Consider the following 22,649-nt stretch of genomic DNA (forward strand, 5'->3'; position numbering starts at 1 on the left):
ATGATCTCAGACTGGATTTCCTCCGGCAAAGTCCGCGCGCGCATCACTGAGGATGGAGCGCTCGAAGTTTCCTGTACGGGGCTCACCACCCAGACGAAATACTACAAGACCCTGCTCAAGGAGTTCTTCCGCAAGGACTTCCCGCGCCTGCGGCCGGGGTATGGCGATTACAGCGTGCATATCGTGATGGAATATGCCGGCACGGCGCCCTGGATGGACCTCGACAATCTGGCCAAGGCCCTGCTCGACAGCCTCTGCGGCAATGTGTTCGAGGACGACCATCAGGTTGCCCGCCTGCTGGTCGAGCGGCGGCAGGCGGAGCGCGACGGGATCTGGATGCTGGCCGAAGCGATGGACGGCTAGAGCGCCCTCACGCCTCCACGATCAGCGTCTCCAGACCCCGGAAGAAGGGCAGCGGCCGCCACACCAGATCCTGCTCCGGCAGGCGCAGGTTAGGATACCGCGTCAGCAGTTTCAAATACACCTGCCTTGCCTCGATCCGCGCCAGCGGCGCCCCGATGCAGATATGCGACCCGCCACCGAAGGCGACATGGCCCGTGCGCTTGACGGCAATGTCAAACACTTCCGGCGCCTCGAAGATTTCCGGATCGCGATTGGCCGCCGGCAGCATCATCCAGACCGGCTGCCCCTGGCTCATCGGGCAGCCGCCCACCGTGCGTGCATCCGGCACAATGCGGGACGACATGGTGACCGGCGCCTCATAGCGCAGCACCTCTTCCACCGCCTGCGAGGCAAGCTGGGGCTGCGCCCGCAGCAGAGCCGCCTGTTCCGGATGGGTGAGGAACAGCCAGATGCCATTGCCGATCAGGTCTGTGGTCGTCAGGTTTCCGCCAACGAGCAGCCCCAACAGATTGGAGCGGAGTTCCTCGTCGCGCAGGTCTGCTTCGCCGCTCGCCTGCATCTGGACAAGATCCGTAACCAGATCATCCTTCGGCGCGGCGCGGCGGGCTTCCATCAATTCGGTGAAGTAAGCCATCAGTGCCATGCCGCCGGAGAACAGGTGCATGTCTTCTTCCGGTGTGCGCGCCGGTTTCAGGCCGAGGATCACCTGTTCAGACCATTTGCGGAATTCAACCAGCCGGTCTTCATCCACGCCCAGAATGCGCGCAATGACGAGAATGGGGATCGGCACCGCGATCAGCTCCATCAGATCAAACCGGCCGGACAAAGGCGCCGCATCGATCACCGAATCGATCATCGCCTCGATGTCCGGACGCATGCGGTGAATGCGGGCATAAAACGCTTTGGCAATCGGCAGGCGGACGCGGGAATGATCTGGATCGTCCAGGAACAACATGCTCAACGGGGCTTCCTGGGGAGGTTCCTGATCCTCGCGGGCGGCGCCCCCACCCGCCAGCGTGCCCCGCTCCGCCTTTGAGGGATGGCGCACAAAACTACGATCGTTCGATGTCTCGCGGATGTCGCGATACCGCGTCAGCAACCAGGTCTTGATCGTCTCATCCCGCATCACGGGGCAGCTTTCCCGCAGCGCCTTCAGCAGAAGGTGCGGATTGTCCCGCGCTGCCGGATTATCCGGCATCAGTTCCAGAATGGTTTGTGTCACGCCTTCCGGCGGCCGGTTCCCGTCAGCCATGGCCGGTTTCCTCCCAATGACTCTATGGGACTAGTGTAACCGATATCTGGAAGGTTGGCGCCCCATCACGCGGGGGCAGGCCCTATGGCTGCTGTTTCCCGGCGTCTGCATCGGCCAGCGGCACCGCGCGCGGGATACAGCTGGCGGTGGCCTGAGCCAGCAGCGTGCCATCCTCAAAACGCAACCAGCCTTCGGTGAAGATCGCCTGACGCCCGCGGCGGATGACCTCTCCCCGGCCGAGAATGCGCCGCCCGACGGGAACCGGGCGGATGAAGCTGATCGTCATCTGCAGCGTCGGCGCCATGGCTGGTCCATCCTGCACCATGGAGCCGGCAAGGCTCATCACCTCATCCAGCGCGGCGGCGACCATACCGCCCTGCGCGTCGCCTGCCGGATTGGAGGCTTCACGCGGCAGGAGGAAGGCGGCCTCACACCATCCGGCATCACCATCCCAGCCAATCGGCTCAAAGCCGAGAAACTGCGTTGCCGGCGGCATGTGGGCGGGATTGGAAAAAATCGCCTGCCAGTAGGCTGCCTTGTCGAAAGTCATGGACACTCAGAGCCGCTTGAAGGCCATCGGGATGGCCGTTGCCGTGGCGCGCGCCACCAGTTCGCCGTCTGCATCGAAACAGTCCGCTTCCAGGAAGGCGGCGGATTTGCCGAGCTTCAGGATACGCGCCTCGACGCTCGCCTTGCCGGGCATCAGGCGCTTCAGATAGCTGGTTTTCATCTCCAGCGTCGGCGCTGTCATGGTGACGTTGGAGGCGATGATCACCGCCGTGCTCATGGCTTCGTCCAGCATTGCCGCGATGAAGCCGCCCTGTACCGCGCCGGTGGGATTGGCAAAGCCCGGCGAAACGTCAAACTCCATCTTCACCCACTGCCTGTCCTGGTTCAGGTCTGCCAGGCGCATGCCGAGGGTTTCCGAACAGGGCGGGCGTTTTTTGGAGTTCTGGAACCGCGCCAGCATTTCGGCGTCGGTGACGCGGGGTTTCTCTTCCGGGCTCAATGTGCCTGTCCGGGCTTACTTGCGCCGGAACGCATCGAGGCTGACCACCGTTTCGCCGGCGGCCTTCGGAGTTGGCGGCAGCTCTTCCGCCGGCGCGGCGGTGGCCGGGGCAATGACGCCGGCATCCTTGGCCTGGGCTTCAAACGCGATGCCGAAATTCACGGAAGGGTCCACAAAGCGCGTGATCGCCGCCAGCGGGATCGACAGGTGCTGGGGCACGCCGGAGAATTTCAGAACGACTTCGAAATGCCCGTCATGCACTTCCAGATCCCAATACTGGTGCTGGATCACGATGGTCATCTCTTCCGGGAAACGCTGCACGAGCTGGGGCGGAATTTTCACGCCGGGCGCCCGCGTGCGGAAGGAAATGTAGAAATGGTGCTCGCCCGGCAGGCCGCCATTGGTTTTCCCGCGGCGCAGCGCTTCGCGCACGACGCCGCGCATGGCTGCCTGGGAAAGCGCTTCGTAACCGATATAGTCCGTCATGCTGGCGCTCTGCATCCCCGTTAATTTTTCGTTTCAGGTACAAACTAAGGCGGTGGCTTTAGCCTCGCAACGGGCTTCGCACAACGGGCGAGGTTTTTCTTTTCCCCAGCGCTTTTCGGGTGACAAGAACAGGTAACCTGCAGCGGGTGGCCAGTTGGGGAGTTCGCCTCTACTCTCCTGCGCAAACAGAGCCTGAAAATGGAGGAGGACCGCCATGCAGATGCCCACAGAGGGCCGCCTCTGGGACGAGGTGCGCGCAGAGATGCTGAGCCGCGGCGCAGGCGATGTGGCCTGGCGGGAAGGCAAGACGGCGGTTTATGTCTTCAATGCGGGGGAGGATGTGCACGCCCTCCAGCATGAGGCTTATGGCCTGTTCATGGCGGAGAATGGCCTTGGCCCCCTCGCCTTCCCCTCGCTGGCGCAGATGGAGAAGGACGTGATCTCCATGGCGCTCGGGCTGCTGCACGGCCCGGAGGGAGCGGCGGGCGCCATCACCTCCGGCGGCACCGATTCGATCACCATGGCGATCAAGACCGCGCGGGATTATGCCCGCGCCAACGGCAAGCCCAAGGACCGCGCCAATATCGTCATTCCCCGTTCCGGCCACCTGGCCTTCCACAAGGCCGCGCTGCTGATGGACATCGAAATCCGCAGCGTGCCCCTGAAAACCGATGGCAGCTATGAAGCCGACCCTGCCGCGATGGCCGAGGCCATCGACGAGGCCACGATCATGATGGCCGGCTCGGCCCCGAACTTTCCCCATGGCATCATCGACCCCATCACAGAGCTGGGCAAAGTGGCCGAGGAGAAAGGCGTGTGGCTGCATGTGGATGCCTGCGTGGGCGGATACTTTGCCCCCTTCGCGCGGATGAACGGCGTGCCTGTGCCGGACTTCGACTTTGCCGTTCCGGCCGTGAAATCGATGAGCGCGGACCTGCACAAATATGGCTACTGCGCCAAGGGCGCCTCCACGGTCCTCTTCCGGTCAGCCGACCTCTACAAGCACATGCCGTTCACCCTGCATGACTGGTCCGGCGCGCCGATGAAGACGCCCACGCTGGCAGGCACGCGGCCGGGCGGCGCCATCTCGGCGGCCTGGGCGGTGATGAATGTGCTCGGCATTTCCGGATACCAGGAGAAACAGGGCCTCGTCTGCCAGACGCGGGAGCGAATCGAAGACGGCGTGCGCGCGCTTGGCTTTGAAGTGCTCGGGCGCCCGCTGCTCGGCCTTGTCGCCTTCCGCCATCCGGAAGCGGACACGCTCGCCCTCTACAGCGCCATGCGCCAGCGCGGCTGGTTCACCTCTTTCACCGTGGAGCCGCCAAGCCTGCACCTGATGCTCTCGCCCAAACATGCCGAAGTGGCCGATGATTACCTCACCGACCTCGGCGCGTGTCTGGAAGCGGTAAAGGCCGGCAATACGGCGCCGAAAGTGGAAGCGCGGTATTCCTGACCCTGCAAATGTCCGGATTTGGCCGGGAAACGGGTTAGAGAGGGTGCAAGCGGAATTCTGGCTTGCGGGCTTCTTGAGGGATACAAGGCCATGACACGCACCTTCCTAGCTGCCGCTCTTTTCGCGGCCACGCTTTCACTCCCTGGCTGTGGCGGAAAGACAGGCGAGACTGACGGCCAGAGCATCACCCGGGCGTCGTCAGGCAAGGATATGGCCTCTGCCTATGTCACGGAGATGACCCGCGTGGCCGACGCGCTGGACGGGGTGACTGATGAAGCCAGCGCGCGCGCCGCAGCCACAGAGATTCGCACCGCGGCGCTGGGCATAAAAAACCTGACGGAGGCCCTGGAAGGATCGGGCATGAAACAGGTGGAAGCCGCTGCGGCCCTCAGCGCCCGCGCGCAGGATATCGGCGCCGCGCAGATGCGGATCATGGCGCGGATGAATGAGCTGCAGCAGAACCATCCTGAACTGGCAGGCCTCGTTGGCGAGGAAATCGACCGCCTGTCGGACTGATACGCCCCTATCGCGCCGCCGGGCAGCGCCCGCCGGTTACCTGCTCCACCACCGCCGGGTCACCATCGGTCTCTGCCGGCTCGATACCGAGCGCGCAGGCGATCATCAGATAGACGTTCACATTCTCGAACGGGGCGGCCATCTCCCCTTCCGGGAAGATCGGGCCGGCGGCGATGAAAGTGGCCGCCATGGTGGGATGGAGGTTGTCATAGCCGTGCTGGCCGGGGATCGGAGCGCGCCAGCCGCCGAGATTCGCATTGCGCACCGACCAGCCCGGATCGGCCACGAGGAAGAGGTCCGGCCCGCGCGTCGGGTGGTCGAAATGATAGTGCGCGGGCATCTCGCCGCGCTTGTAGACATGGATATGCTCGTCAAAATTCCTGAGGCCCTGATAGGCTTTCTCCAGCGCTTCGCCCTCGCCATAGATGTGCAGGAAGGGATGGTTGGAGCCGCCATAGGGGCCGTTGAACTGCGGCACGTTCAGCGCGGTGAGGTCCAGGAACTGGCCGATATCCAGCACCTTGGCCGGATCCACCCACACCATGCCATGGTCTGACACCACGATCACGGTCGTGCGTTCCAGCAGGCCGCGCGCGCTCAGCCCCTCGACAAGCTGGCCAACATAGCCATCCACCTCGGCAACCGCTTCCTTTGCCTTGTCAGACCCCGGCCCGAAATAATGCGCCGCTGTGTCCACCCGGTCGAAATAGATCGCGGCGAAGCGGGGCAGCTCAGCTTCGGGCGCGTCATACCAGCCGAGTACTTCGTCCACCCGGTCCTGATAGGGCTTGTTGTGTTCGTAGGGTGTCCAGCGCGTGGGGCGCACGCCATCATGGGCCACTTCAGAACCCAGCCAGAACATGATGGAGGTGGGCAGGCCCTGCTTTTCGGCGGTGATCCAGATCGGCTCGCCCTGCCACCAGCGTTCTTCCTGCGGGCCGGTGGCGCGGTCGAACTGCTCATCGGCGGCTTTGTCATAGGGATAGTTCTCCACCATCCCGTGATGCTTGGGGTAAAGACCGGTCGCGAGCGAATAGAAGTTCACGAAGGTCACGCTCGGCATTACCGGGCGCATGGCTTCGGCCCGCACGCCGCGCGCGGCCAGCGCCTTGAGATTTGGCGCGTCCCACCGGTCGATCATCGGCGGGTTGAGCCCGTCCAGCCCGATCATCAGCACCAGAGGCGCCTCGGCCACGGGCAGCGCCGCCGTTTCTGCCTCGGTGATCTGCGGTGAGAGGAGCGATGCGGGCGGGGGCACGTCATTCTGCGCCGACTGGCATGCCGCCAACAAGGCCGCTGCCACTGCCGAAATCACCCTTGCCCCGAACCGTCCCATACCTTGCCCCTCCGTGCCATCGGCAAACATGTTTGCGCCCTTAGACCCCGAATGTAGCGGCGATGTGAAGCCCGGGAACTGAAAAAGGCGTGACGTTCGGGCTGAACGCACTAAACAAAACGTCATGAAAAACTTCTGATGGGGAAACCGCCATGAAACGACACAGCCTTCGCCTCGTGTCTATTGCAGCGCTTGCCGCTGCCCTTGCCGCCTGCGCCCAGACCGCTACGGCGCCTGCCGCCACACTGACTGAAGCTACCGCCCCCCCGGCCGCCGCCGAGCGCGTGACCCGGGGCAATCTCGTCCTCGAATCGATCCCGGAAATTCCCGCTGCCGTCTCCGAACGGCTCTCCGCCTATGAGAATGTCCGCAGCCATGGCTTCCTCGACTGGACCGGCGATGGCAGCATCCTGATCACCACCCGGTTTGGAGATACCAACCAGGTCCATGAGGTGAAGGCCCCCGGCGGGGCGCGCCGGCAGCTCACCTTCTTCAGCGAGACGGTCAGCAATGCCGCGATGAGCCCGAAAGGCGGCGCCTTCCTCTTCGCCCGCGACAAGGGCGGAGATGAATATTATCAGGGCTACCGCTTCGACCTGCAGACCGGCACAATCCTCAGTTTCACCGAACCGGGCACGCGCAACGGCTCTCCCCTCTGGGCCGATGACGGCCAGCTTGCCGCCTGGGCCCGCACCAATCCGGGCGACCCGAACAATGACATCATCATCGGCAACCCGGCCGACCCCGCCAGTGTGCGCGTGGCGCTGGAAGGCGAAGGCGCCATCGGCCCGGTCGACTGGTCCGATGACGGATCAAAGTTGCTGCTGCAACGCTATATCTCCATCGCCGAAAGCCGTCTCTTCGTTCTGGATTTGACGTCCGGCGGGCTGACGCAGATCAATCCCGGCGAAACGGTCTCCTATTCCGGCGGCGCGCTGCTGGCCGATGGCTCGATCCTCACGGCCACTGACAAGGACAGCGAGTTCACCAATCTCGTTCGTATCGCGCCCGATGGCACTTTCACCAATTATACCGGCGATATCGACTGGGGCGTGTCCGACTGGACGCTGTCGCCCGATGGCAACACGGTGGCCTTCACGCTGAATGAAGGCGGCCTTGGCACGATCCATCTGCTGGAGGTCGAAAGCGGCCATGTGCGTCCCGGCCCTACCCTGCCTGTAGGCATCGCTTCGGGCCTCGTCTTCTCCCGCAGCGGCAGCCATGTCGGCTTCACCTTCAACGCCGCCACCAGCCCGTCCGATGCCTGGTCGTTCGATGTGGCGACGCTGAACCTCACCCGCTGGACCGAAGCGGAAACCGGTGGCCTGAACCCCGAAACCTTCATTGAACCGGTTCTCTTCGATTATCCGAATGCGGACGGCATGGATATTCCCGCCTTCATCTACCGGCCGAAAGGCGAAGGCCCGCATCCGGTGATCATCTCCATCCATGGCGGGCCGGAAGGCCAGTCGCGCCCCGGCTTTGCCTCCTCCTACCAATATTGGGCCAATGAGCTTGGCATCGCGGTCGTTGTCCCCAATGTCCGCGGGTCCTCCGGCTATGGCAAAACCTATGTCTCGCTCGATAACGGCCTCAACCGGAAAAAATCTGTCGAAGACATCGGCGCTCTGCTGGACTGGATCGCGGCACAGCCTGACCTCAACAGTGACAAGGTGATCGTCCATGGAGGCTCCTATGGCGGCTACATGGTTCTCGCCTCGATGATCGACTATGCAGACCGGCTTGCCGGGGGCATCGACATTGTCGGCATTTCGGACTTCAAGACCTTCCTAGAGAACACCGAAGGCTACCGCGCAGACCTGCGCCGGGCCGAATATGGCGATGAGCGGGATCCTGTGATTGCGGCCTTCTTTGACGAGATTTCGCCGCTGAAGAATGCCTCGAAGATCACCAAGCCGCTCTTCGTCATCCAAGGCTATAACGATCCCCGCGTTCCGTATACGGAGGCTGAGCAGATCCTTGAAGCCGTCAAAGCCAATGGCGTGAAAGCCTGGTTCCTGATGGCGATGGATGAAGGCCACGGCTTCCGCAAGAAATCGAACCGCGAAGCCCAGCGCGAGGCAGAGACCCTGTTCCTCCAGGAAGTTCTGGCGGAAGAATAAGGCGCGTTCTGCCGCTCTTTCCCGGCGCTGCGCGGGAAAGAGCGGCCCTGGCCGCCGGAAACTGATTTTCCGCTCGACCAAGCGGAGCGGCGCGCTAAGTGTAGGCGGGCGCCAATCCGGCCGAGAGGATATGCCATGATCACCCTGCACCATCTTGAGAAATCCCAGTCCATCCGCATTCTCTGGCTGCTGGAAGAATTGGGCGTTCCCTATGAGATCAAGCTTTACGACCGCGACCCGCAGACACGCCTTGCCCCGGCGGCCTACAAGGCAATCTCCCCGCTCGGCACCGCGCCGGTGATCACCGATGGGCCTGTCACGCTGGCCGAAACCAACGCCATCGTCGATTATATCTGCGACAAGCATGACACCGGCCGCCTGCGCCCGGCGCCCGGCGCGCCGGAGCGCGTCAAATACCTCTTCTGGTTCCACACCTCGCAAGGCAGCCTGCAGCCCCTGCTGACCAACAAGTTCGTGATGATGGCAATGCAGACGCGCGCGCCCTTCCTCGTCCGCCCAGTTGCCAAATCCCTCGTCGGCGCGCTGGACCAGGCCTTCTTCGGCCCGCGCCTGGCCGCCCTCTTCCGCGAGATCGAGAAAGCCCTTGGGGAAAGCAAATGGTTTGCGGGCGATGAACTCACCGCCGCCGATATGGTGATGGGCTATTCGATGGAACTTTGCGTTCACCGCGCCGGCATGGACGAGAAAACCTATCCCAACGCCTACCGTTTCCTGAAACAGATGCGCGAATACCCCTCCTACATCCGCGCGATGGAAAAGGATGGCAAAGGCACCATCCTTCTCTGATCTGATCAGCCTGCGGATGGATGCCTAGTCGAGCACATCCTTCACGGCCGGGGCCCAGGGCGAATTGCCGAGCATTGCCAGTTGCGTCTCGCGGGAGACCGCGTTGATCGCTTCCTGCGGCTTGTTGCCGGGGTGAACCGGGCGGCGCAGCGGGCGGGTGCCGCGCGGCATGGCAATGATTTCGGCAATCGCGCGCGGAATATCCATCGGGTCGGTGGTTCCGCCCCCGCTGCTTGGCTGGCCCATGCCGGCGGTCATCTCCGGATAGGCATCCAGCAATTCCTGCGGCGTGCGCGCCTTGAGGGCGGCGGCGCGCGCGGTGCTCTTTTCCCAGATCTTCGTGGGATAGCCGCCCGGCTGGATGATCGTCACCTCGATCCCCTGCGCGGCCACCTCATAGGCAAGGCTCTCCGATAATGCCTCCAGCGCAAACTTCGTCGGCGAATAGTGGCCGATGCCCGGCACGATCACGCGGCCGAGTTGCGACGATAGCTGGAAAATCTGCCCCTTCCCCGCCGCGCGCATGGCCGGCAGCACGGCCCGCGCCATCCGGTGGGGCCCGAACACATTGGTTTCGAAGAGCAGCTTCGTGGCTTCCATGTCCTGCACTTCGGCAGGACCGCCAAGGCCAATCCCGGCATTGTTGATCAGCACATCCAGCGTGCCGCCCGTCTTCTCCAAGACCGCGGCCACGCCGCTAGCGACGCTCTCATCCGACATCACATCAATCTCGACCACCTCGATGGCGAGCCCTTCATCGCGGGCAAGCTGCGCCAGTTCCTCAGCTTCGGGCCGGGGGAGGTTTCGCATCGTGGCAAACACGCGGGCGCCAAGGCGGGCATAATGCTCCGCCCCAAGACGGCCAAAGCCGGAGGCTGCCCCGGTAATCAGGATGGTTTTGCCTTCCAGGGCGCCGGGCGGCGGGGCTTGCGGTCCCGTCTCGCCCAAGGCTTTGGGCGCCCCGCTCATCGCCCCCAGCACGCCGGCTGATCCGCCGATCATCTGCCGCCGCGTTGCGCCTGCCTTGCCCATGCCTTTTCTCCCTCTCTGCCTTCTGACAGGAACAATAGGCAGAAAATCCGGGGAGACAAACAAAACCGGTGGGCCAGCATGCCATCTCACCGGTCACATCTGCGTGGGGCGTTCAGCCCACCTCGGCCGAATAGTTGATGGCGAAGCAATGCGTCCCCGCCGCTTCCCGCTGGTCGCCCAGGTTTGGCAGCGCGTTTGGTGACCCGTATTGGACCGGCCCATCCAGCTTCCGCGGGGCCGCAAAATCCGCGCAGATCTGCGTGACGCGGCCCTCTTCGCGCACCAGAGTGAAGGGCGCCTCCGTGACCGGGTCAACGCGCAGATCGCCATGGAAACACTTGTCCTGCGCAGAGGAACGGTGCTGCTTCCATGCCGCCTCCAGCTGCTCTTGCGTTTCGGGGGTCTCCACCCCGGCCTTCTGCAGGCAGACGAGCGCATTGGCGGTCGACAGCAGCGCCGCTTCCCGCTGCTGGTCTTCTTTCAGGCGCCGCGCCTCGCCGGGCCCGCCGGTCACGAAAAGGCCGGCAATGATGGCCGCCAGGACCACCACGCCCAACCCGGTTCCCATGGCCATATCCCGGCTAAATGCCATTGGCTTCGTCCCGCTCTGCATTGGTGATGAAATAGCTGAAGATCGCTCCGGCGATTGCGGCCACCACCAGCGCCTTCAGGGCAAAGCGCAGGGTCAGCTCGCCGCTCAGGAAATTGTAGACCACAGAGATTGCATCGGCGACGAGGATCGTGCCGGCGATCACGAGACTGACATAGATCAGCCATTTGCGGATGCGCGAGCGCTGCAGGGCGGGGTTGCTCCGCCGGGCCTTCAGCAGGATCCGCGCCAGCCAGAAGAAAATCGGTGTGCCGACGATCAGCCCGGCAATCGCCGAACGTATCTGCGCGTCCGGCCCGCCCCAGTAACGGTAGGGCTGCTCGATCTTGTCCGGCACCGCCGTATCGATCAGCGCAAACAGCAGGGAGCCGAGATTATAGGCCACCACGCTGAGCACGATGAAGAAGAGCAGATAGAAGAAAGCCTCACGGGCTGAGAGATAGGATTGCGGCCGGGGCACGGCGATTGGGAAAGCCGTTTCGGCAAAGGCAGAGAGGGACTCGTCCACCTCCTCTGCCCGCCATCCCGCATCCAGCAGGGCCGCGCGGATTGCAGGCCGCGCCTGCCCCCTTTCGAGGGCTTCCTTGACGAAAGCTGTCAGTATGCTGTTGGCCATAGGTTCCCCCGGATCGCCATCGGTGCTGACACGCAGAGTGGACGCCAATCACGGCGTTCACAAGGCGAGTTTCAGGGAGGAGAAGGTGGAGGCTTCTGTTGCCAGGCGCCTCCGGGCCCCGCCTAGGGGTCTGAAACCCTAGGAGTTAAGGTCGGAAAACATCCGGCCGCTTACGCAGCCATCAGTTCGCCTTCAGCAAAGTTGTCGTTTGCAACTATTTGCTTGTGAGCTTCTAACGCAGCTCGTGCGAGCGAAAGCCTCGTCTTTACACGTCCGTCGACACTATTTCGGCCCCGTCAGAAACAGACCTGCGGGGAGGTCTGCTTGTGGTGGAGCCGCCGGGTACCGCCCCCGGGTCCGAGCCGCTTATTACACGCGCGTTTATCGCCATAGTCCGAAGACAGCGCCAATATAGGGGATCGCGGGCGCAAAGGTAAGCCCCCACAATCCCCTATAGGCCCCTCGGGCAGCCATCACCCGGCCTGCCCTGCCGCGCCGGCCGGGAGAGCCGGGCGGTATGCCTCCGCATTTGTTGTGAATTCAGCATGGCCATAGCGCTTGAGCAGGCTGTGGATTTTCGCCACCAGCCGCCGGTCTGCCATTTCCCGCAGGCCCGGCACCTTCGCCGCCGCGCCATAGAGCGCCATCTTCACCCCGATCATCGGCAACACCAGCCCGGCGACCAGATAATCGAGGAACCCCACCTCCACACCCATGTCGCGGGCGGCCTTGACGCTGCCGCCCAGGAAACTCTGGACCAGCACCATCCGCCCCACCCGGCGCTCCAGCGAATTGTGGATACGGTTGCCCAGCGATTTGTCGGGCGGCAGGTAGGCGGCCAGCGTTGCGCGCACCAGCTCCCCGCAGGTGGCGTCGTCAAAGCCTTCGCGGATCGAAGCGCTGCGCGCATTCATGATGTCGATGATGCCTTGAGGCGTATCCATCAGCAGGTCTTCGGGCAGGCCGAGAAGATAGCAGCGATAGCGGCTGAACTCGACACGGGCGCGCTCCTCCGGCGTGAACTCCGTGCGCCCCTGCTCCACCATTTTGAATGCCAAGAGGAACACATCGATCAGCCCGGCAGGCATCTGGTCCACCTGCGGGATCGGGATGCCGTAGACGGACTTGTCCCAGCTCTTGCTCATCCCGCGCAGCACATTGAAGCGCACCATCGAGTGCATCAGGCGCACCATTGCGGCCGCCTTGAACCCCTCCCCGCGCGGCTCCAGCGCGTTCGGCAGGGTCGTTACGGTGAAGAAGGTCGCCGTCTCGTTCACGCGCTTGGCCGCCGTGGTGTTGGACAGGGTGCCGGTCAGCGCCATCGGCAGGGCGGTATATTTGTTCATGAACGTTGCCAGGAATGCGCCCCGGATCGTCCAGGGCGCAAACACCGCCATCGGCAGACGGTTCAGCTCAGCGCCCCTGCGTACCAGGTCCATGTCCAGCCAGGCGGGTCTGACTTCCATCTCGGCGATCAGCGCGGCCAGTTCCGGCGGCGCGTCCGGCGCCGCCTCGATGCCCTCATCGCAGGCGGTCTGCAGCATGCTGACCAGCCGTTTGAACCCGTATTTCGGCATCAGCGCGGCATAGGCATCAGCCGTCACATCGCCCAGCATCGTATAGGCGCGCACGCGGGCCACCATATCGGCGGGCGGGGGCGGAAACTTGTCCGCATAAGCCGCCATTGAGCTGACGGAGATGTCATCGGTGTACCGCTCCGGCGTTGCCGAGAAATCCACGCCGCCATACATCACCGGCAAAACAGTCTTCTGAAGCTGGATGCGCTGGTGAACAGCGTCGAGGGATACGGTCATAGAGACAAGTCCTTGGCTACCTTCGGGAAATAATGTAAGTAATTCTCATATTTTCCACTCGCATCAGAAAATCAGCTGAGCGACGGAAAGTTGGGGGACGCAAATGACTGAAAAGACGCGGAGAAATCCGAAACAAGCGCGTGCGCAGGCCACTGTGGACGCAATTCTGGCGGCAACCTTTCAGCTTCTGGAGAGCGACGGGGAAAGCCGGCTGACCACAAATCGCATTGCCGAGCGGGCCGGTGTCAGCATCGGCACGCTCTATCAATACTTCAAGGACCGGGACGACATTCTCGCAGCCATGGGCGAACGCCAGGCCGAAGCGCTGCGCCAGAAGGTCACCGAGATTGTACTCGCCGCGCCGGAGCAGGACGCCACCCGCTCCATCATCCAGGCGATCATGGGCGGCATTGAGGGCTCGCCTGAAACGCGCATCGTGCTGATGGATGCCCTATTCAAGGCGCGCGGCGAAAGCATCATGAGCGAGCATCACCTCGCCTTTGTCGAGGCGATCAGCTCACGGAGCGATCTCAATCTTGTGCTGGGCCGGGAGTCTGCCTTTGTGCTGACCCATGCCGTGATCTGCCTGCTGAGGGCTGCGGCGGCCGAACCGGAACTGGAGCTCGATCCCAAGGCGCTGGAAGACGAGCTAGTGCTGCTGATCGAGAGCTATCTCACCGCCCTGGGCGCGCGCGCCGAGAAGGCAGCCGGCAAATCCTAGCCGCCGTGGAAATGGCCGTAGATGCGGATGGCAAGGGCTTCGTTGACGCCTTCGACTTCCATCAGGTCGGCCACCTTGGCGCGCGAGACGCCGCGGGCGGACCCGAAATGGTGCAGCAGCGCCTTCTTGCGGGCCGGGCCGATGCCTTCGATTTCGTCGAGCGGTGAGCGGGCCGCTTCGGCGGCACGTTTCTGGCGGTGCGCGCCGATGGCCCAGCGGTGGGCCTCATCCCGCAGGCGCTGAAGATAATAGAGCACCGGCGCATTCTCCGGCAGCTTGAACGGGGCTCTGCCAGGACGGAAGAATTGTTCGCGCCCGGCATTGCGGTCAACGCCCTTGGCGATGGACACAAGCGTCACATCCTCCGGGGTCAAACCAAGCTCCGCCAGTGTCTCCAGCGTGGCATTCAGCTGGCCAAGGCCGCCATCGATCAGCACCAGATCCGGCCAATCCTGGACATTTCCGGACTCTTTCTCCTTCAATGCGCGCGCAAAGCGGCGGCGCATGACTTCCCGCATCATGCCATAGTCATCGCCGGGAGTGAGGTCTGTGTCCTTGATGTTGAACTTCCGGTAGGCCTGCTTGCGGAAGCCTTCGGGGCCGGCGACGATCATGCCGCCGACGGCGTTGGTGCCCTGAATGTGGGAGTTGTCGTAAACCTCGATCCGCTCCGGCGGGCGGGGAAGATCAAACACCTTCTGCACTTCCGTCAGCAGCCGCTCCTGGCTCGCGCTTTCGGCCAGCTTGCGGGAGAGCGCTTCGCTGGCATTGCGCTCAGCCTGGGTCAGCAGGTCACGCTTGGCCCCGCGTTCAGGACGGCGCAGCTCGATCTTGCGGCCCGCCTTCAGCGCGAGGGCTTCCTCGATCAGCTCGGCCTGTTCGGGCAGCTCGTTGACAAGGAGCAAACGTGGCGGCGGGCGCTTGTCATAGAACTGGACTAGAAACGCGGCGAGGATCTCGCTCACAGACTGGTCGCGCTCGTGACGCGGGAAGTGGGCGCTCGCGCCCCAGTTCTGCCCGGCGCGGATGAAGAAGACCTGCACGCAGGAGACCCCGCCCTCCATCGAGATGGCGAAGACGTCCGCTTCCTCGATCCCGTCGGGGTTCACGTCCTGGGTGGAGCGGACATGGGCGATGGCGCGGATCCGGTCGCGCAGGCGCGCGGCGGTTTCGAACTCCATCGCCTCGGAGGCCGCTTCCATTTCTGCGGCGAGGCGCTTCTGAAGGTCAGCCCCCTTCCCGCGCAGGAAATCGGCTGCCTCATTGGCAAGCTCGGTATAGTCTTCCTTCGAGATGAGGCCGACGCAGGGCCCGGCGCAGCGCTTAATCTGGTGGAGCATGCAGGGCCGCGTGCGGGCCGAATACACGCTGTCCTCACAGGTGCGCAGGAGGAAAGCCTTTTGCAGCGTGTCGAGCGTGCGCATCACTGCGCCCGCATTGGCGAAGGGGCCGAAATAGTCCCCCTCATCCTGCTTGCTGCCGCGATACTTCTTGATCTGCGGCGCCTCATGATTGCGGCGGATCAGGATGTACGGGAACGACTTGTCATCGCGCAGCAGCACGTTGAAACGGGGTTTGAGCGATTTGACGAGGCTGGCTTCCAGCAGCAGCGCCTCTGTCTCGCTTTCGGTGACGACGAATTCCATCGCCCGCGTCATCGAGATCATCCGGGCGATGCGTTGGGTGTGGCCACCCATGCGGGTATAGTTGGAGACCCGCGCCTTCAGATCGCGCGCCTTGCCGACATACAACACCTCCCCCGCCTCACCGAACATGCGGTAGACGCCGGGCTTGGCCGGAAGGTGTTTCAAATTCTCTCTGATGACGTCCACCCCGCGGATTGGGGCGGCGCCGGCGCTCGTGTCGGTCATGGGGCAGAGATAGTCGAGACCGGCGGGCCGGGAAAGCTCGAGCGCTGCGCGTGAACTGTCAGAGGGAAATATCGCCCGACATCAGCAGCCCGGCAAACACGCCGGCGGCAACGAACAGCAGGAGGATGCCGGCGAAATATCTGCCGCTGGGATTGCCCACGCCCTCCCCCCGGCCTCCGGGCATGAACATGTAGCACAGCGTCAGCACCCCCAGGGCGCCCAGCAGGATTTTCTCGACCAGACTCAGCCCGCCGAGAAACTCTGCAAGGGCATCGGTCAGCCCCGAAAGCTCGGAGCTGGCGCGGGTAATGGCGGCGTCAAATTTCTGGGTCCAGCTATTCATGCTCATGGCACTGCTCGGGATGGGGTACTCTGCTTTCAGGCAGTTTTATCCGCAACAACGCCCATTATGGGCCAGTTGCGTTATCGGCTCGCGAAAAAGCCGGTAAAATTTCATCGATCTGGTTCACCGGCCGGGCATCCCTGCCCGCGCCGCGCGCCTGCCGGGACGCGGCAGCGCCAATTCAGCGCCTTGAAGGCCTGCCGGGCCTCCAGTAAGCGTGCGCCGCAACTGCCCCTCCAGAAAAAAGGACCGCCCCAATGGCCGCCGACCTCCGCCTGTCTGATGCAATCGACCGCGTGAAACCCTCCGCCACGATTGCCGTGACGACCAAGGCCAACGAGATGAAGCGCCAGGGGCTGGACGTGATTGGCCTGGGCGCCGGGGAACCCGATTTCGACACGCCGGAGAACATCAAGGAAGCGGCCATCCGCGCCATCCGCGAAGGCAAGACGAAATACACCCCTTCGGACGGCATTCCGGAACTGAAGGAAGCCATCGTGGCGAAGTTTGCCCGCGAGAATGGCCTCACCTATAAGACCTCCCAGGTGAACGTATCGCCCGGCGGCAAGGCGGTGCTGTTCAACGCCTTCATGGCCACGCTGAATGCGGGCGATGAAGTGGTCATTCCGGCGCCTTACTGGGTGAGCTATCCGGAGATGGTGCTGCTGTGCGGCGGCACGCCGGTGGCGGTGACCTGCGGCGCCGAGACAGCCTACAAGCTGACGCCGGCTGCCCTGGAAGCGGCGATCACGCCGAAGACCAAATGGCTGATCCTCAACTCGCCCTCCAACCCTACCGGCGCGGCCTATACCGGCTCCGAGCTGAAGGCACTTGCCGATGTGCTGCTGCGCCACCCGCAGGTCTGGGTGCTGACGGACGACATGTATGAGCACCTCGTTTATGACGGGTTCGAGTACAAGACGATCGCGCAGGTCGAGCCTTCGCTCTATGACCGTACGCTGACGATGAACGGGGTCTCCAAGGCGTATGCCATGACCGGCTGGCGCATCGGCTATGCTGCTGGCCCGGAAAAGCTGATCGGGGCGATGCGCAAGGTGATGGACCAGTCCACCTCCAACCCCTGTTCCATCAGCCAGTGGGCGAGCGTCGAGGCGCTTAACGGCCCTCAGGATTTCCTGCCCGGCTTCCGCGCCGCCTATGCCGGCCGCCGCAACCTGATGGTGGAAGGCCTGAACCAGGCCGCCGGGATCGTCTGCCCCAAGCCGGAAGGCGCGTTCTATGTCTATCCCTCCTGCGAGGGCCTGATCGGGAAGAAAACCGCCGCCGGCACGTTGATCGACAGCGACAAGACCTTCGCTGCCGAGCTGCTGGAAGCGGAAAAAGTGGCCCTCGTCTTCGGCGAAGCGTTCGGCCTTCCGGGCACGTTCCGGATTTCCTACGCCACCTCCGACGCGATCCTCAAGGAAGCGCTGGCGCGCATTCAGCGCTTCTGCGGCACTCTGTCCTGATCAGCCGCCATAGGCGGAACCTATAGCCGCAGCGCGGGTTTCGGATTGGAAAATCAGTCTCCCGGTCCCAATATGCATTGGGTAACGGGGGGCTGTTCCCTCATTCTGTTTCAAAAGGAGAATTTCATGTCCATCGACATCGGAATGTCTGACGAAGCCCGCAAAGCCTCAGCCGACGCCCTGAAGACGCTGCTGGGCGAGACCTATGCGCTCTATGTCAAAACCCATGGCTATCACTGGAACGTCACGGGGCCGCGCTTCAATTCGCTCCACACGCTGTTCATGACCCAGTATACCGAGCTGTGGGCGGCCCTCGACGAGATCGCCGAGCGGATCCGCGCGCTGGGCCATTTCGCGCCGGGCTCCTCGGGCGAAATGATGAAACATGCCACCATCAAGCCGGACAATGACGTGCCTGACGCCGAAACGATGGTGAAGAACCTGGCAGCGGGCCATGAAGCCGTCAGCCGCGCGGCCAAGTATGGCATCACCATCGCCGAGAAGAATGCCGACCCGGTGTCGGTCGACCTCTTCACCCAGCGCGCGCAGATTGCCGAGAAGACCGCCTGGATGCTGCGGGCTTCGGTTTAAGCAGGCTTCATCCGCTCATCCCCGCCTTCGCGGGGATGAGTGGGGGGCGGGGCCCCTACCCCTCAAACGCCACGCCCAGCCCGCGCGCCATGCCAGCGAGGGCATCCCGCATATAGGTGCGCGAGACCTTGGCCCGCATGTCGCGCATATAGGCGTGCGGCGCGCCGGGATAGACGTGCAGCTCCACCGGCACGCCCTCGGCCATCAGGCGGCGGGCATATTCCAGATTTTCCTCCGTGAAGAGATCAAGCGCGCCGGTTGAGAGGAAGGCGGGCGGCAGGCCCGCGAGGCTTTCCGCACGGGCGGCGGCTGCATAGGGCGAGACATCCGGGCTGCCCGGCGGCTGGCCCAGCAGCGAGGCCCAGCCGAAATGGTTTGACCCATTTGTCCAGATGAACTCGCCATACATCGGCGAGAGATCGGCGCGCACGGCCGTGCGATCGTCCAGCATCGGGAAGATCAGCTGCTGATGGCAGAAACGGTATTCGCCCCGGTCGCGAACCAGAAGGGCGAGGGCCGCGGCAAGGCCGCCGCCAGCGCTTTCGCCGGTCACCGCGATGCGGGCCGTGTCGAGGCCGAGACTGGCCGCTTCCCGGTTCATCCAGGCGGTGGCGGCATAGGCATCTTCCACATTGCCGGGATAGCTGGTCTCCGGCGCGAGACGGTAAGCCGGCGAGACGACGACCGCATCGAAAAGCTCTGCCCAGAGCGCGCATTGCGGGCCCATGAATTCCGGATTGCCAGAGATGTAACCTCCGCCATGCAGGTGGAGGATCGCCGGGCGCGGGCCCTTGCTGCCGTCTTTCTTGCGGTAGAGTTTCACGCGCACATCGGGGGCGCCCTTCGGGCCCGGGATGAAGCGCTCTTCCATGGCCACCGTCTCCGGCAGCGGCGGCAACAACGCCAGCCCCGCCCGGTTCATCTCCCGCACCGCGGGCAGGTTTTCGGCATTGATGTTGATCGTCGGGAAGCTCTCGAGAAAGGGCAGCAGTTCAGGATCAACAAGATGGCGGGATGACATGGATTTCCTCCGGATAGGTTCTCCCTGCCAGCATTCCCGATCCTGAAGGGAGCGTCGAGCCCTTGCGGTGGGGCAGCCAGAGAGAATCCCGTTGACAGAAACCGCTGACATGCGACCACTCAAACCGCATGACGATAACCTCTCTGACCGGACGCGAGCGTAGCGACGCCCTCGAAGGCGGCGTGATTGCTCATTACATCACGCGGCCTGATGATCCTCACCTCCTGCGCTTCTATGCGGCCTATGACGCCGCCTTCATCCTTCCCGACGAGAAGGAAGACCTGGATGGCTTCCGTGCCTGTCTCGCCCTGAATGAGGGCGAGGCGTATGAGCGCCTCTCCGCGCTTTACGGGCCCTACCGGGAGATGGCGATCCTGCTGACGGAAGGGGCCAATGGCCCGGTGCTGGGCGCGGCCAATTTCATCGCCTTTGGCGGCGACGGGACGGACCCGACAGTCTCCCTCTCTTACATTTTTGTGGACGCAAACCAGCGGCGGCGCGGCCTGTTCGGCCTGTTGATGCATCTCATCCGCGAGGAAACGCGCGAGACTTTTGCCTGGCCGGAAGGGGACATTCCAAATCCTCTGATCTTCATCGAGATAAACAATCCGGTGAAGATGAGCCCGGAAGACTACGCCCTCGACAGCCAGCATGCCGGGCTCGATCAGGTTGACCGGCTGAAGATATGGGAGCGGCGCGGGGCCCGGCTTGTCGGGATGGAGTATCGCCAGCCGCCGCTGTCAGACGATCAGGGATCGGAGGATGAGCTGCTGCTCGGCGTGCTCGGCTCGGGCGGCGCAGATGCGTTGCCCGCCTGCCGGCTGCTGGCGCATATGCGCCGCTTTTTCGGGGTGACGGTGCTGAAGGGGCGCGATCCTGCCTCCTCCCCGGTGGCCGCCGCCCAACTGGAAGTGCTGGAGGCAGCCTGCCAGCGCGGAGACCATATTCCCCTGATCGGGTTTGAGGCCGTCTTTGCCGCCGCCGCACAGGTGCCCCGGGACCGAAGCTAGCCGGCGGGGGGCCGGCGACCGATACTGCAGGAGAGGCCCGGATGACCGAGATGGCCAGCATCACGCACGGCTTTGAGGAATGCGAGGACAAGTCGGTTTATTTCACCCTCTCGCTTTATGTCAGTGAAAAGAAGGTCACCGCTGCGCTGGGAGGTTCTCTGGATGCTGAAACGGTGCGGGATTTCCAGCGCGGCTATCGCGGCAGCAAGCGCCTGCGCGACGCGGTGGAGCCCCTTTTCAATGACATTGCCGACCGCGAGCGCCTGGGCGCCGTGGATGATTTCCTGCTGGACACCCTCTGCCCGCAGAATGGTGAGTTCATCGAGATCACGGCGCCCGACGAGATTGCCTGGTCAACCGAGGGGCGCCGCTTCATTGCCACGCCGCCGGGCCTTGGCAAGACACGAACCCTCCGGGTACGGCGCTTCTGGTACACCCATGCCAATGGCGCCATCGGATATCATCTTTCCTTCCGCTACAATTACGACCACACGCCGGGGGAGTTCTACTTCCTCTCCCTGCTCCAGAAAGCGGCTGCGCCCAAGGAATTCGAAGCCGCGCCCCGCCCGCCCGGCGCCCCGCCCTTCCGCGCCACCGATGACCGCACCGGGATTGCCCCGCTGGACCTCCTGCGCGTCAAAAGCCCGCGCGGCGGCGATCTGAGCTTCTGGCAATATGTGCGCGCTTCCTTCGATCTGGATGCGGAGGATCTGTTTGGAAGGCTGCCGCGCGATCCCGGCAAGGGCCAGGCCCCGCTGCTGGCGCCGACCTTCGACGCGCTGGTGGCCGAAGCGCCCTTCATCGAAGTGCCCGGCCTGATGATGCCGGTCTCCCGTCTTCTCTTCTTCTTCGAGGACGCCACCTTCTTCCGCCGCTTGCTGCCGGAGCCCGATCCGGTGACCGGGCTGCCCCCGCCTCGCACGCTGATGGTTCAGGAGGAATGCTACCTGCCCTACCAGCGGAAGCTGGACGGGCTGAACCCGCGCGGGCTGGTGGATGTGCCTGAAATCCGCATGGGACCGGACTATTGGCATTGGGTGATCAACCGGCCGGACTATGACCAGTTCACCGACGCGCAGATCGAAGAGGCCCGCAAGACCCGGCCCGGCATGGATGACCGCCGGCGGCAGGACTGTCTGCAATACCTGTTCATGGCCGGCTTCAACCAGAACATCATCGATTTCATGAACCAGGACCCGTCAGAGATCCTGGATTCGACCGACCCGATCTATCCGGCCACCGAGGAACAGGCGACCGAGCGGAAATTCGTGCGCTTCGCCAATCCGCGCGCGCTGACCACCTATGTCGAGAAGGCCCGCAGCCTGGAAGCGGCCAATGACTATATCGGCACCTGCCCCTATGCCTTCATGATCCATGTCGTCTCGATGCATAACGAGTTCATGACGCGGGAATATGAAGCCTCCGCCTTCGAGCTGATCGACGAGGTGGAAAAGCTCGGCAATAAGGGCCGGCTGAAACGCGCGGCGGAAGCCTTCTACGCCTTCCGCACCGGCCAGTATGCCAATTATTACCGCGACCGGTACATGAACGTCTTCCGCTATGACACCGAGAGCGAGGTGTTCGAGAAGATGACCCAGCTGCGCGGGATCGGCCGGCGGAATGATTATATCGAGCGGCTGATCTCCAACATGGAAAGCCAGACCCGCGACCGGGAAGCGCGCCTCGCCAAGAAGGACGAAACCTCGATGAGCCTGCTGCTGGGCGCGCTGGGCGTGTTCGGCTTCTTCCAGCTGGCGATGATGTGGGCCGACAAGTTGCGCGATCTTAGCCGGAATGATGAGGTGTCGGTCAGTCTCAGCTGGATGCCTCCCTTCCTGGACCTGTCCGGCGGGAATCTCGATCAACCCTGGAACGAGTTTTCGGTATTCGTGCTCTACGCCTCAATGACCTTCACGATTGCGCTCGTGCTGTTCCTGGTATGGCGCCTTATTCGTGGCTTCTTCCGGTAAAGTGTGTTTTGTAAATTCTGTAAACTCAGAAACCCGGCTTTTCAGACCTTACAAGTGGCGGCAGCAGGCCAGAAAAAAGAAAGCCCGGCAGCATCATAAGACGCGCCGGGCATAAAGTGGGGTCCTGAAGGGGGGAGGAAACGCCCAATCGGAGGAATGATCGGGTTATGCCCAGGACCCTTGGCATGACGCCTAGATAGGGCATTTTCGCTGCATTGCAACATGCGACACAGCAG

Annotated in this window: 22 protein-coding genes and 1 other RNA gene; 10 read left to right on the forward strand and 13 right to left on the reverse strand. The window is 63.3% G+C overall.

Going from position 1 to position 22,649, the window contains the following annotated elements:
- On the forward strand, positions 1-363 hold the full coding sequence (locus ACQKI2_RS10650; protein WP_035593094.1) for a RusA family crossover junction endodeoxyribonuclease: 363 nt from the start codon (positions 1-3) through the stop codon (positions 361-363).
- A gap of 7 nt (positions 364-370) precedes the next feature.
- Here the strand turns inward: ACQKI2_RS10650 and ACQKI2_RS10655 are convergent, their stop codons facing one another.
- From ACQKI2_RS10655 to ACQKI2_RS10670, 4 genes are all read right to left on the reverse strand, one after another.
- Positions 371-1,615 carry a cytochrome P450 gene (locus tag ACQKI2_RS10655; protein ID WP_427379680.1) on the reverse strand — a complete coding sequence of 415 codons (1,245 nt, stop codon included), beginning with the start codon at positions 1,613-1,615 and terminating at the stop codon, positions 371-373.
- A gap of 82 nt (positions 1,616-1,697) precedes the next feature.
- Positions 1,698-2,165 (reverse strand): PaaI family thioesterase, encoded by a 468-nt coding sequence (locus ACQKI2_RS10660; protein ID WP_427379681.1) that lies wholly within the window; start codon positions 2,163-2,165, stop codon positions 1,698-1,700.
- Between the two features lie 6 nt (positions 2,166-2,171).
- Entirely contained in the window at positions 2,172-2,624 is a 453-nt protein-coding gene (locus ACQKI2_RS10665; RefSeq protein WP_427379682.1) for a PaaI family thioesterase, read from the reverse strand.
- A 15-nt stretch (positions 2,625-2,639) separates the two neighbouring features.
- Positions 2,640-3,110, reverse strand: coding sequence for an SspB family protein (locus ACQKI2_RS10670; RefSeq protein WP_427379683.1), 471 nt, complete (start codon positions 3,108-3,110; stop codon positions 2,640-2,642).
- 214 nt (positions 3,111-3,324) lie between these two features.
- On the opposite strand from ACQKI2_RS10670, the gene ACQKI2_RS10675 reads away from it, so the two are divergent.
- On the forward strand, positions 3,325-4,563 hold the full coding sequence (locus ACQKI2_RS10675) for a pyridoxal phosphate-dependent decarboxylase family protein (RefSeq protein ID WP_427379684.1): 1,239 nt from the start codon (positions 3,325-3,327) through the stop codon (positions 4,561-4,563).
- A 90-nt stretch (positions 4,564-4,653) separates the two neighbouring features.
- Positions 4,654-5,079 carry a hypothetical protein gene (locus ACQKI2_RS10680; RefSeq protein WP_427379685.1) on the forward strand — a complete coding sequence of 142 codons (426 nt, stop codon included), beginning with the start codon at positions 4,654-4,656 and terminating at the stop codon, positions 5,077-5,079.
- Positions 5,080-5,086: 7 nt separating this feature from the next.
- On the opposite strand, the gene ACQKI2_RS10685 is transcribed toward ACQKI2_RS10680, so the two are convergent.
- Complete coding sequence (locus tag ACQKI2_RS10685; protein WP_427379686.1) at positions 5,087-6,415, reverse strand: ectonucleotide pyrophosphatase/phosphodiesterase; 1,329 nt, start codon at positions 6,413-6,415, stop codon at positions 5,087-5,089.
- Between the two features lie 152 nt (positions 6,416-6,567).
- On the opposite strand from ACQKI2_RS10685, the gene ACQKI2_RS10690 reads away from it, so the two are divergent.
- Together ACQKI2_RS10690 and ACQKI2_RS10695 are read left to right on the forward strand one after the other, a co-directional pair.
- Positions 6,568-8,538, forward strand: coding sequence for a prolyl oligopeptidase family serine peptidase (locus ACQKI2_RS10690; RefSeq protein ID WP_427379687.1), 1,971 nt, complete (start codon positions 6,568-6,570; stop codon positions 8,536-8,538).
- A 135-nt stretch (positions 8,539-8,673) separates the two neighbouring features.
- Positions 8,674-9,345 (forward strand): glutathione S-transferase family protein, encoded by a 672-nt coding sequence (locus tag ACQKI2_RS10695; RefSeq protein ID WP_427379688.1) that lies wholly within the window; start codon positions 8,674-8,676, stop codon positions 9,343-9,345.
- A 24-nt stretch (positions 9,346-9,369) separates the two neighbouring features.
- Here the strand turns inward: ACQKI2_RS10695 and ACQKI2_RS10700 are convergent, their stop codons facing one another.
- From ACQKI2_RS10700 to ACQKI2_RS10720, 5 genes are all read right to left on the reverse strand, one after another.
- Positions 9,370-10,377, reverse strand: a complete 1,008-nt coding sequence (locus tag ACQKI2_RS10700) for an SDR family oxidoreductase (RefSeq protein ID WP_427379689.1) — start codon at positions 10,375-10,377, stop codon at positions 9,370-9,372.
- Positions 10,378-10,489: 112 nt separating this feature from the next.
- Positions 10,490-10,945, reverse strand: a complete 456-nt coding sequence (locus tag ACQKI2_RS10705; protein ID WP_427379690.1) for a hypothetical protein — start codon at positions 10,943-10,945, stop codon at positions 10,490-10,492.
- 13 nt (positions 10,946-10,958) lie between these two features.
- Complete coding sequence (locus tag ACQKI2_RS10710; protein ID WP_427379691.1) at positions 10,959-11,603, reverse strand: DUF5671 domain-containing protein; 645 nt, start codon at positions 11,601-11,603, stop codon at positions 10,959-10,961.
- Between the two features lie 84 nt (positions 11,604-11,687).
- Positions 11,688-12,044, reverse strand: a transfer-messenger RNA (tmRNA) gene (ssrA, locus tag ACQKI2_RS10715).
- A 32-nt stretch (positions 12,045-12,076) separates the two neighbouring features.
- Positions 12,077-13,417: an oxygenase MpaB family protein gene (locus tag ACQKI2_RS10720; RefSeq protein WP_427379692.1), complete on the reverse strand. Its 1,341-nt coding sequence runs from the start codon at positions 13,415-13,417 to the stop codon at positions 12,077-12,079.
- Between the two features lie 103 nt (positions 13,418-13,520).
- Between ACQKI2_RS10720 and ACQKI2_RS10725 the strand changes: the two genes are divergently transcribed.
- Positions 13,521-14,138, forward strand: coding sequence for a TetR/AcrR family transcriptional regulator (locus ACQKI2_RS10725; RefSeq protein ID WP_427379693.1), 618 nt, complete (start codon positions 13,521-13,523; stop codon positions 14,136-14,138).
- On the opposite strand, the gene uvrC is transcribed toward ACQKI2_RS10725, so the two are convergent.
- On the reverse strand, positions 14,135-16,009 hold the full coding sequence (uvrC, locus tag ACQKI2_RS10730) for an excinuclease ABC subunit UvrC (RefSeq protein WP_427379694.1): 1,875 nt from the start codon (positions 16,007-16,009) through the stop codon (positions 14,135-14,137). The genes ACQKI2_RS10725 and uvrC overlap by 4 nt on opposite strands.
- Before the next feature lie 58 nt (positions 16,010-16,067).
- On the reverse strand, positions 16,068-16,358 hold the full coding sequence (locus ACQKI2_RS10735) for a hypothetical protein (protein WP_427379695.1): 291 nt from the start codon (positions 16,356-16,358) through the stop codon (positions 16,068-16,070).
- A 251-nt stretch (positions 16,359-16,609) separates the two neighbouring features.
- Here ACQKI2_RS10735 and ACQKI2_RS10740 point away from each other — a divergent pair, with 251 nt between their 5' ends.
- Both ACQKI2_RS10740 and ACQKI2_RS10745 read left to right on the forward strand, forming a co-directional pair.
- Positions 16,610-17,821 carry a pyridoxal phosphate-dependent aminotransferase gene (locus ACQKI2_RS10740; protein ID WP_427379696.1) on the forward strand — a complete coding sequence of 404 codons (1,212 nt, stop codon included), beginning with the start codon at positions 16,610-16,612 and terminating at the stop codon, positions 17,819-17,821.
- 126 nt (positions 17,822-17,947) lie between these two features.
- Entirely contained in the window at positions 17,948-18,412 is a 465-nt protein-coding gene (locus ACQKI2_RS10745) for a Dps family protein (protein WP_427379697.1), read from the forward strand.
- A 55-nt stretch (positions 18,413-18,467) separates the two neighbouring features.
- Here ACQKI2_RS10745 and ACQKI2_RS10750 read toward each other — a convergent pair whose 3' ends face one another.
- Positions 18,468-19,433, reverse strand: coding sequence for an alpha/beta hydrolase (locus ACQKI2_RS10750; protein ID WP_427379698.1), 966 nt, complete (start codon positions 19,431-19,433; stop codon positions 18,468-18,470).
- Positions 19,434-19,561: 128 nt separating this feature from the next.
- On the opposite strand from ACQKI2_RS10750, the gene ACQKI2_RS10755 reads away from it, so the two are divergent.
- Entirely contained in the window at positions 19,562-20,443 is an 882-nt protein-coding gene (locus ACQKI2_RS10755; RefSeq protein ID WP_427379699.1) for a hypothetical protein, read from the forward strand.
- A gap of 41 nt (positions 20,444-20,484) precedes the next feature.
- Positions 20,485-22,413: a hypothetical protein gene (locus ACQKI2_RS10760; protein ID WP_427379700.1), complete on the forward strand. Its 1,929-nt coding sequence runs from the start codon at positions 20,485-20,487 to the stop codon at positions 22,411-22,413.
- Positions 22,414-22,649 lie beyond the last annotated feature (236 nt).

The organism is Hyphomonas sp. NPDC076881 (assembly GCF_050269995.1).
In the GTDB taxonomy this organism is placed as follows: Bacteria; Pseudomonadota; Alphaproteobacteria; order Caulobacterales; family Hyphomonadaceae; genus Hyphomonas.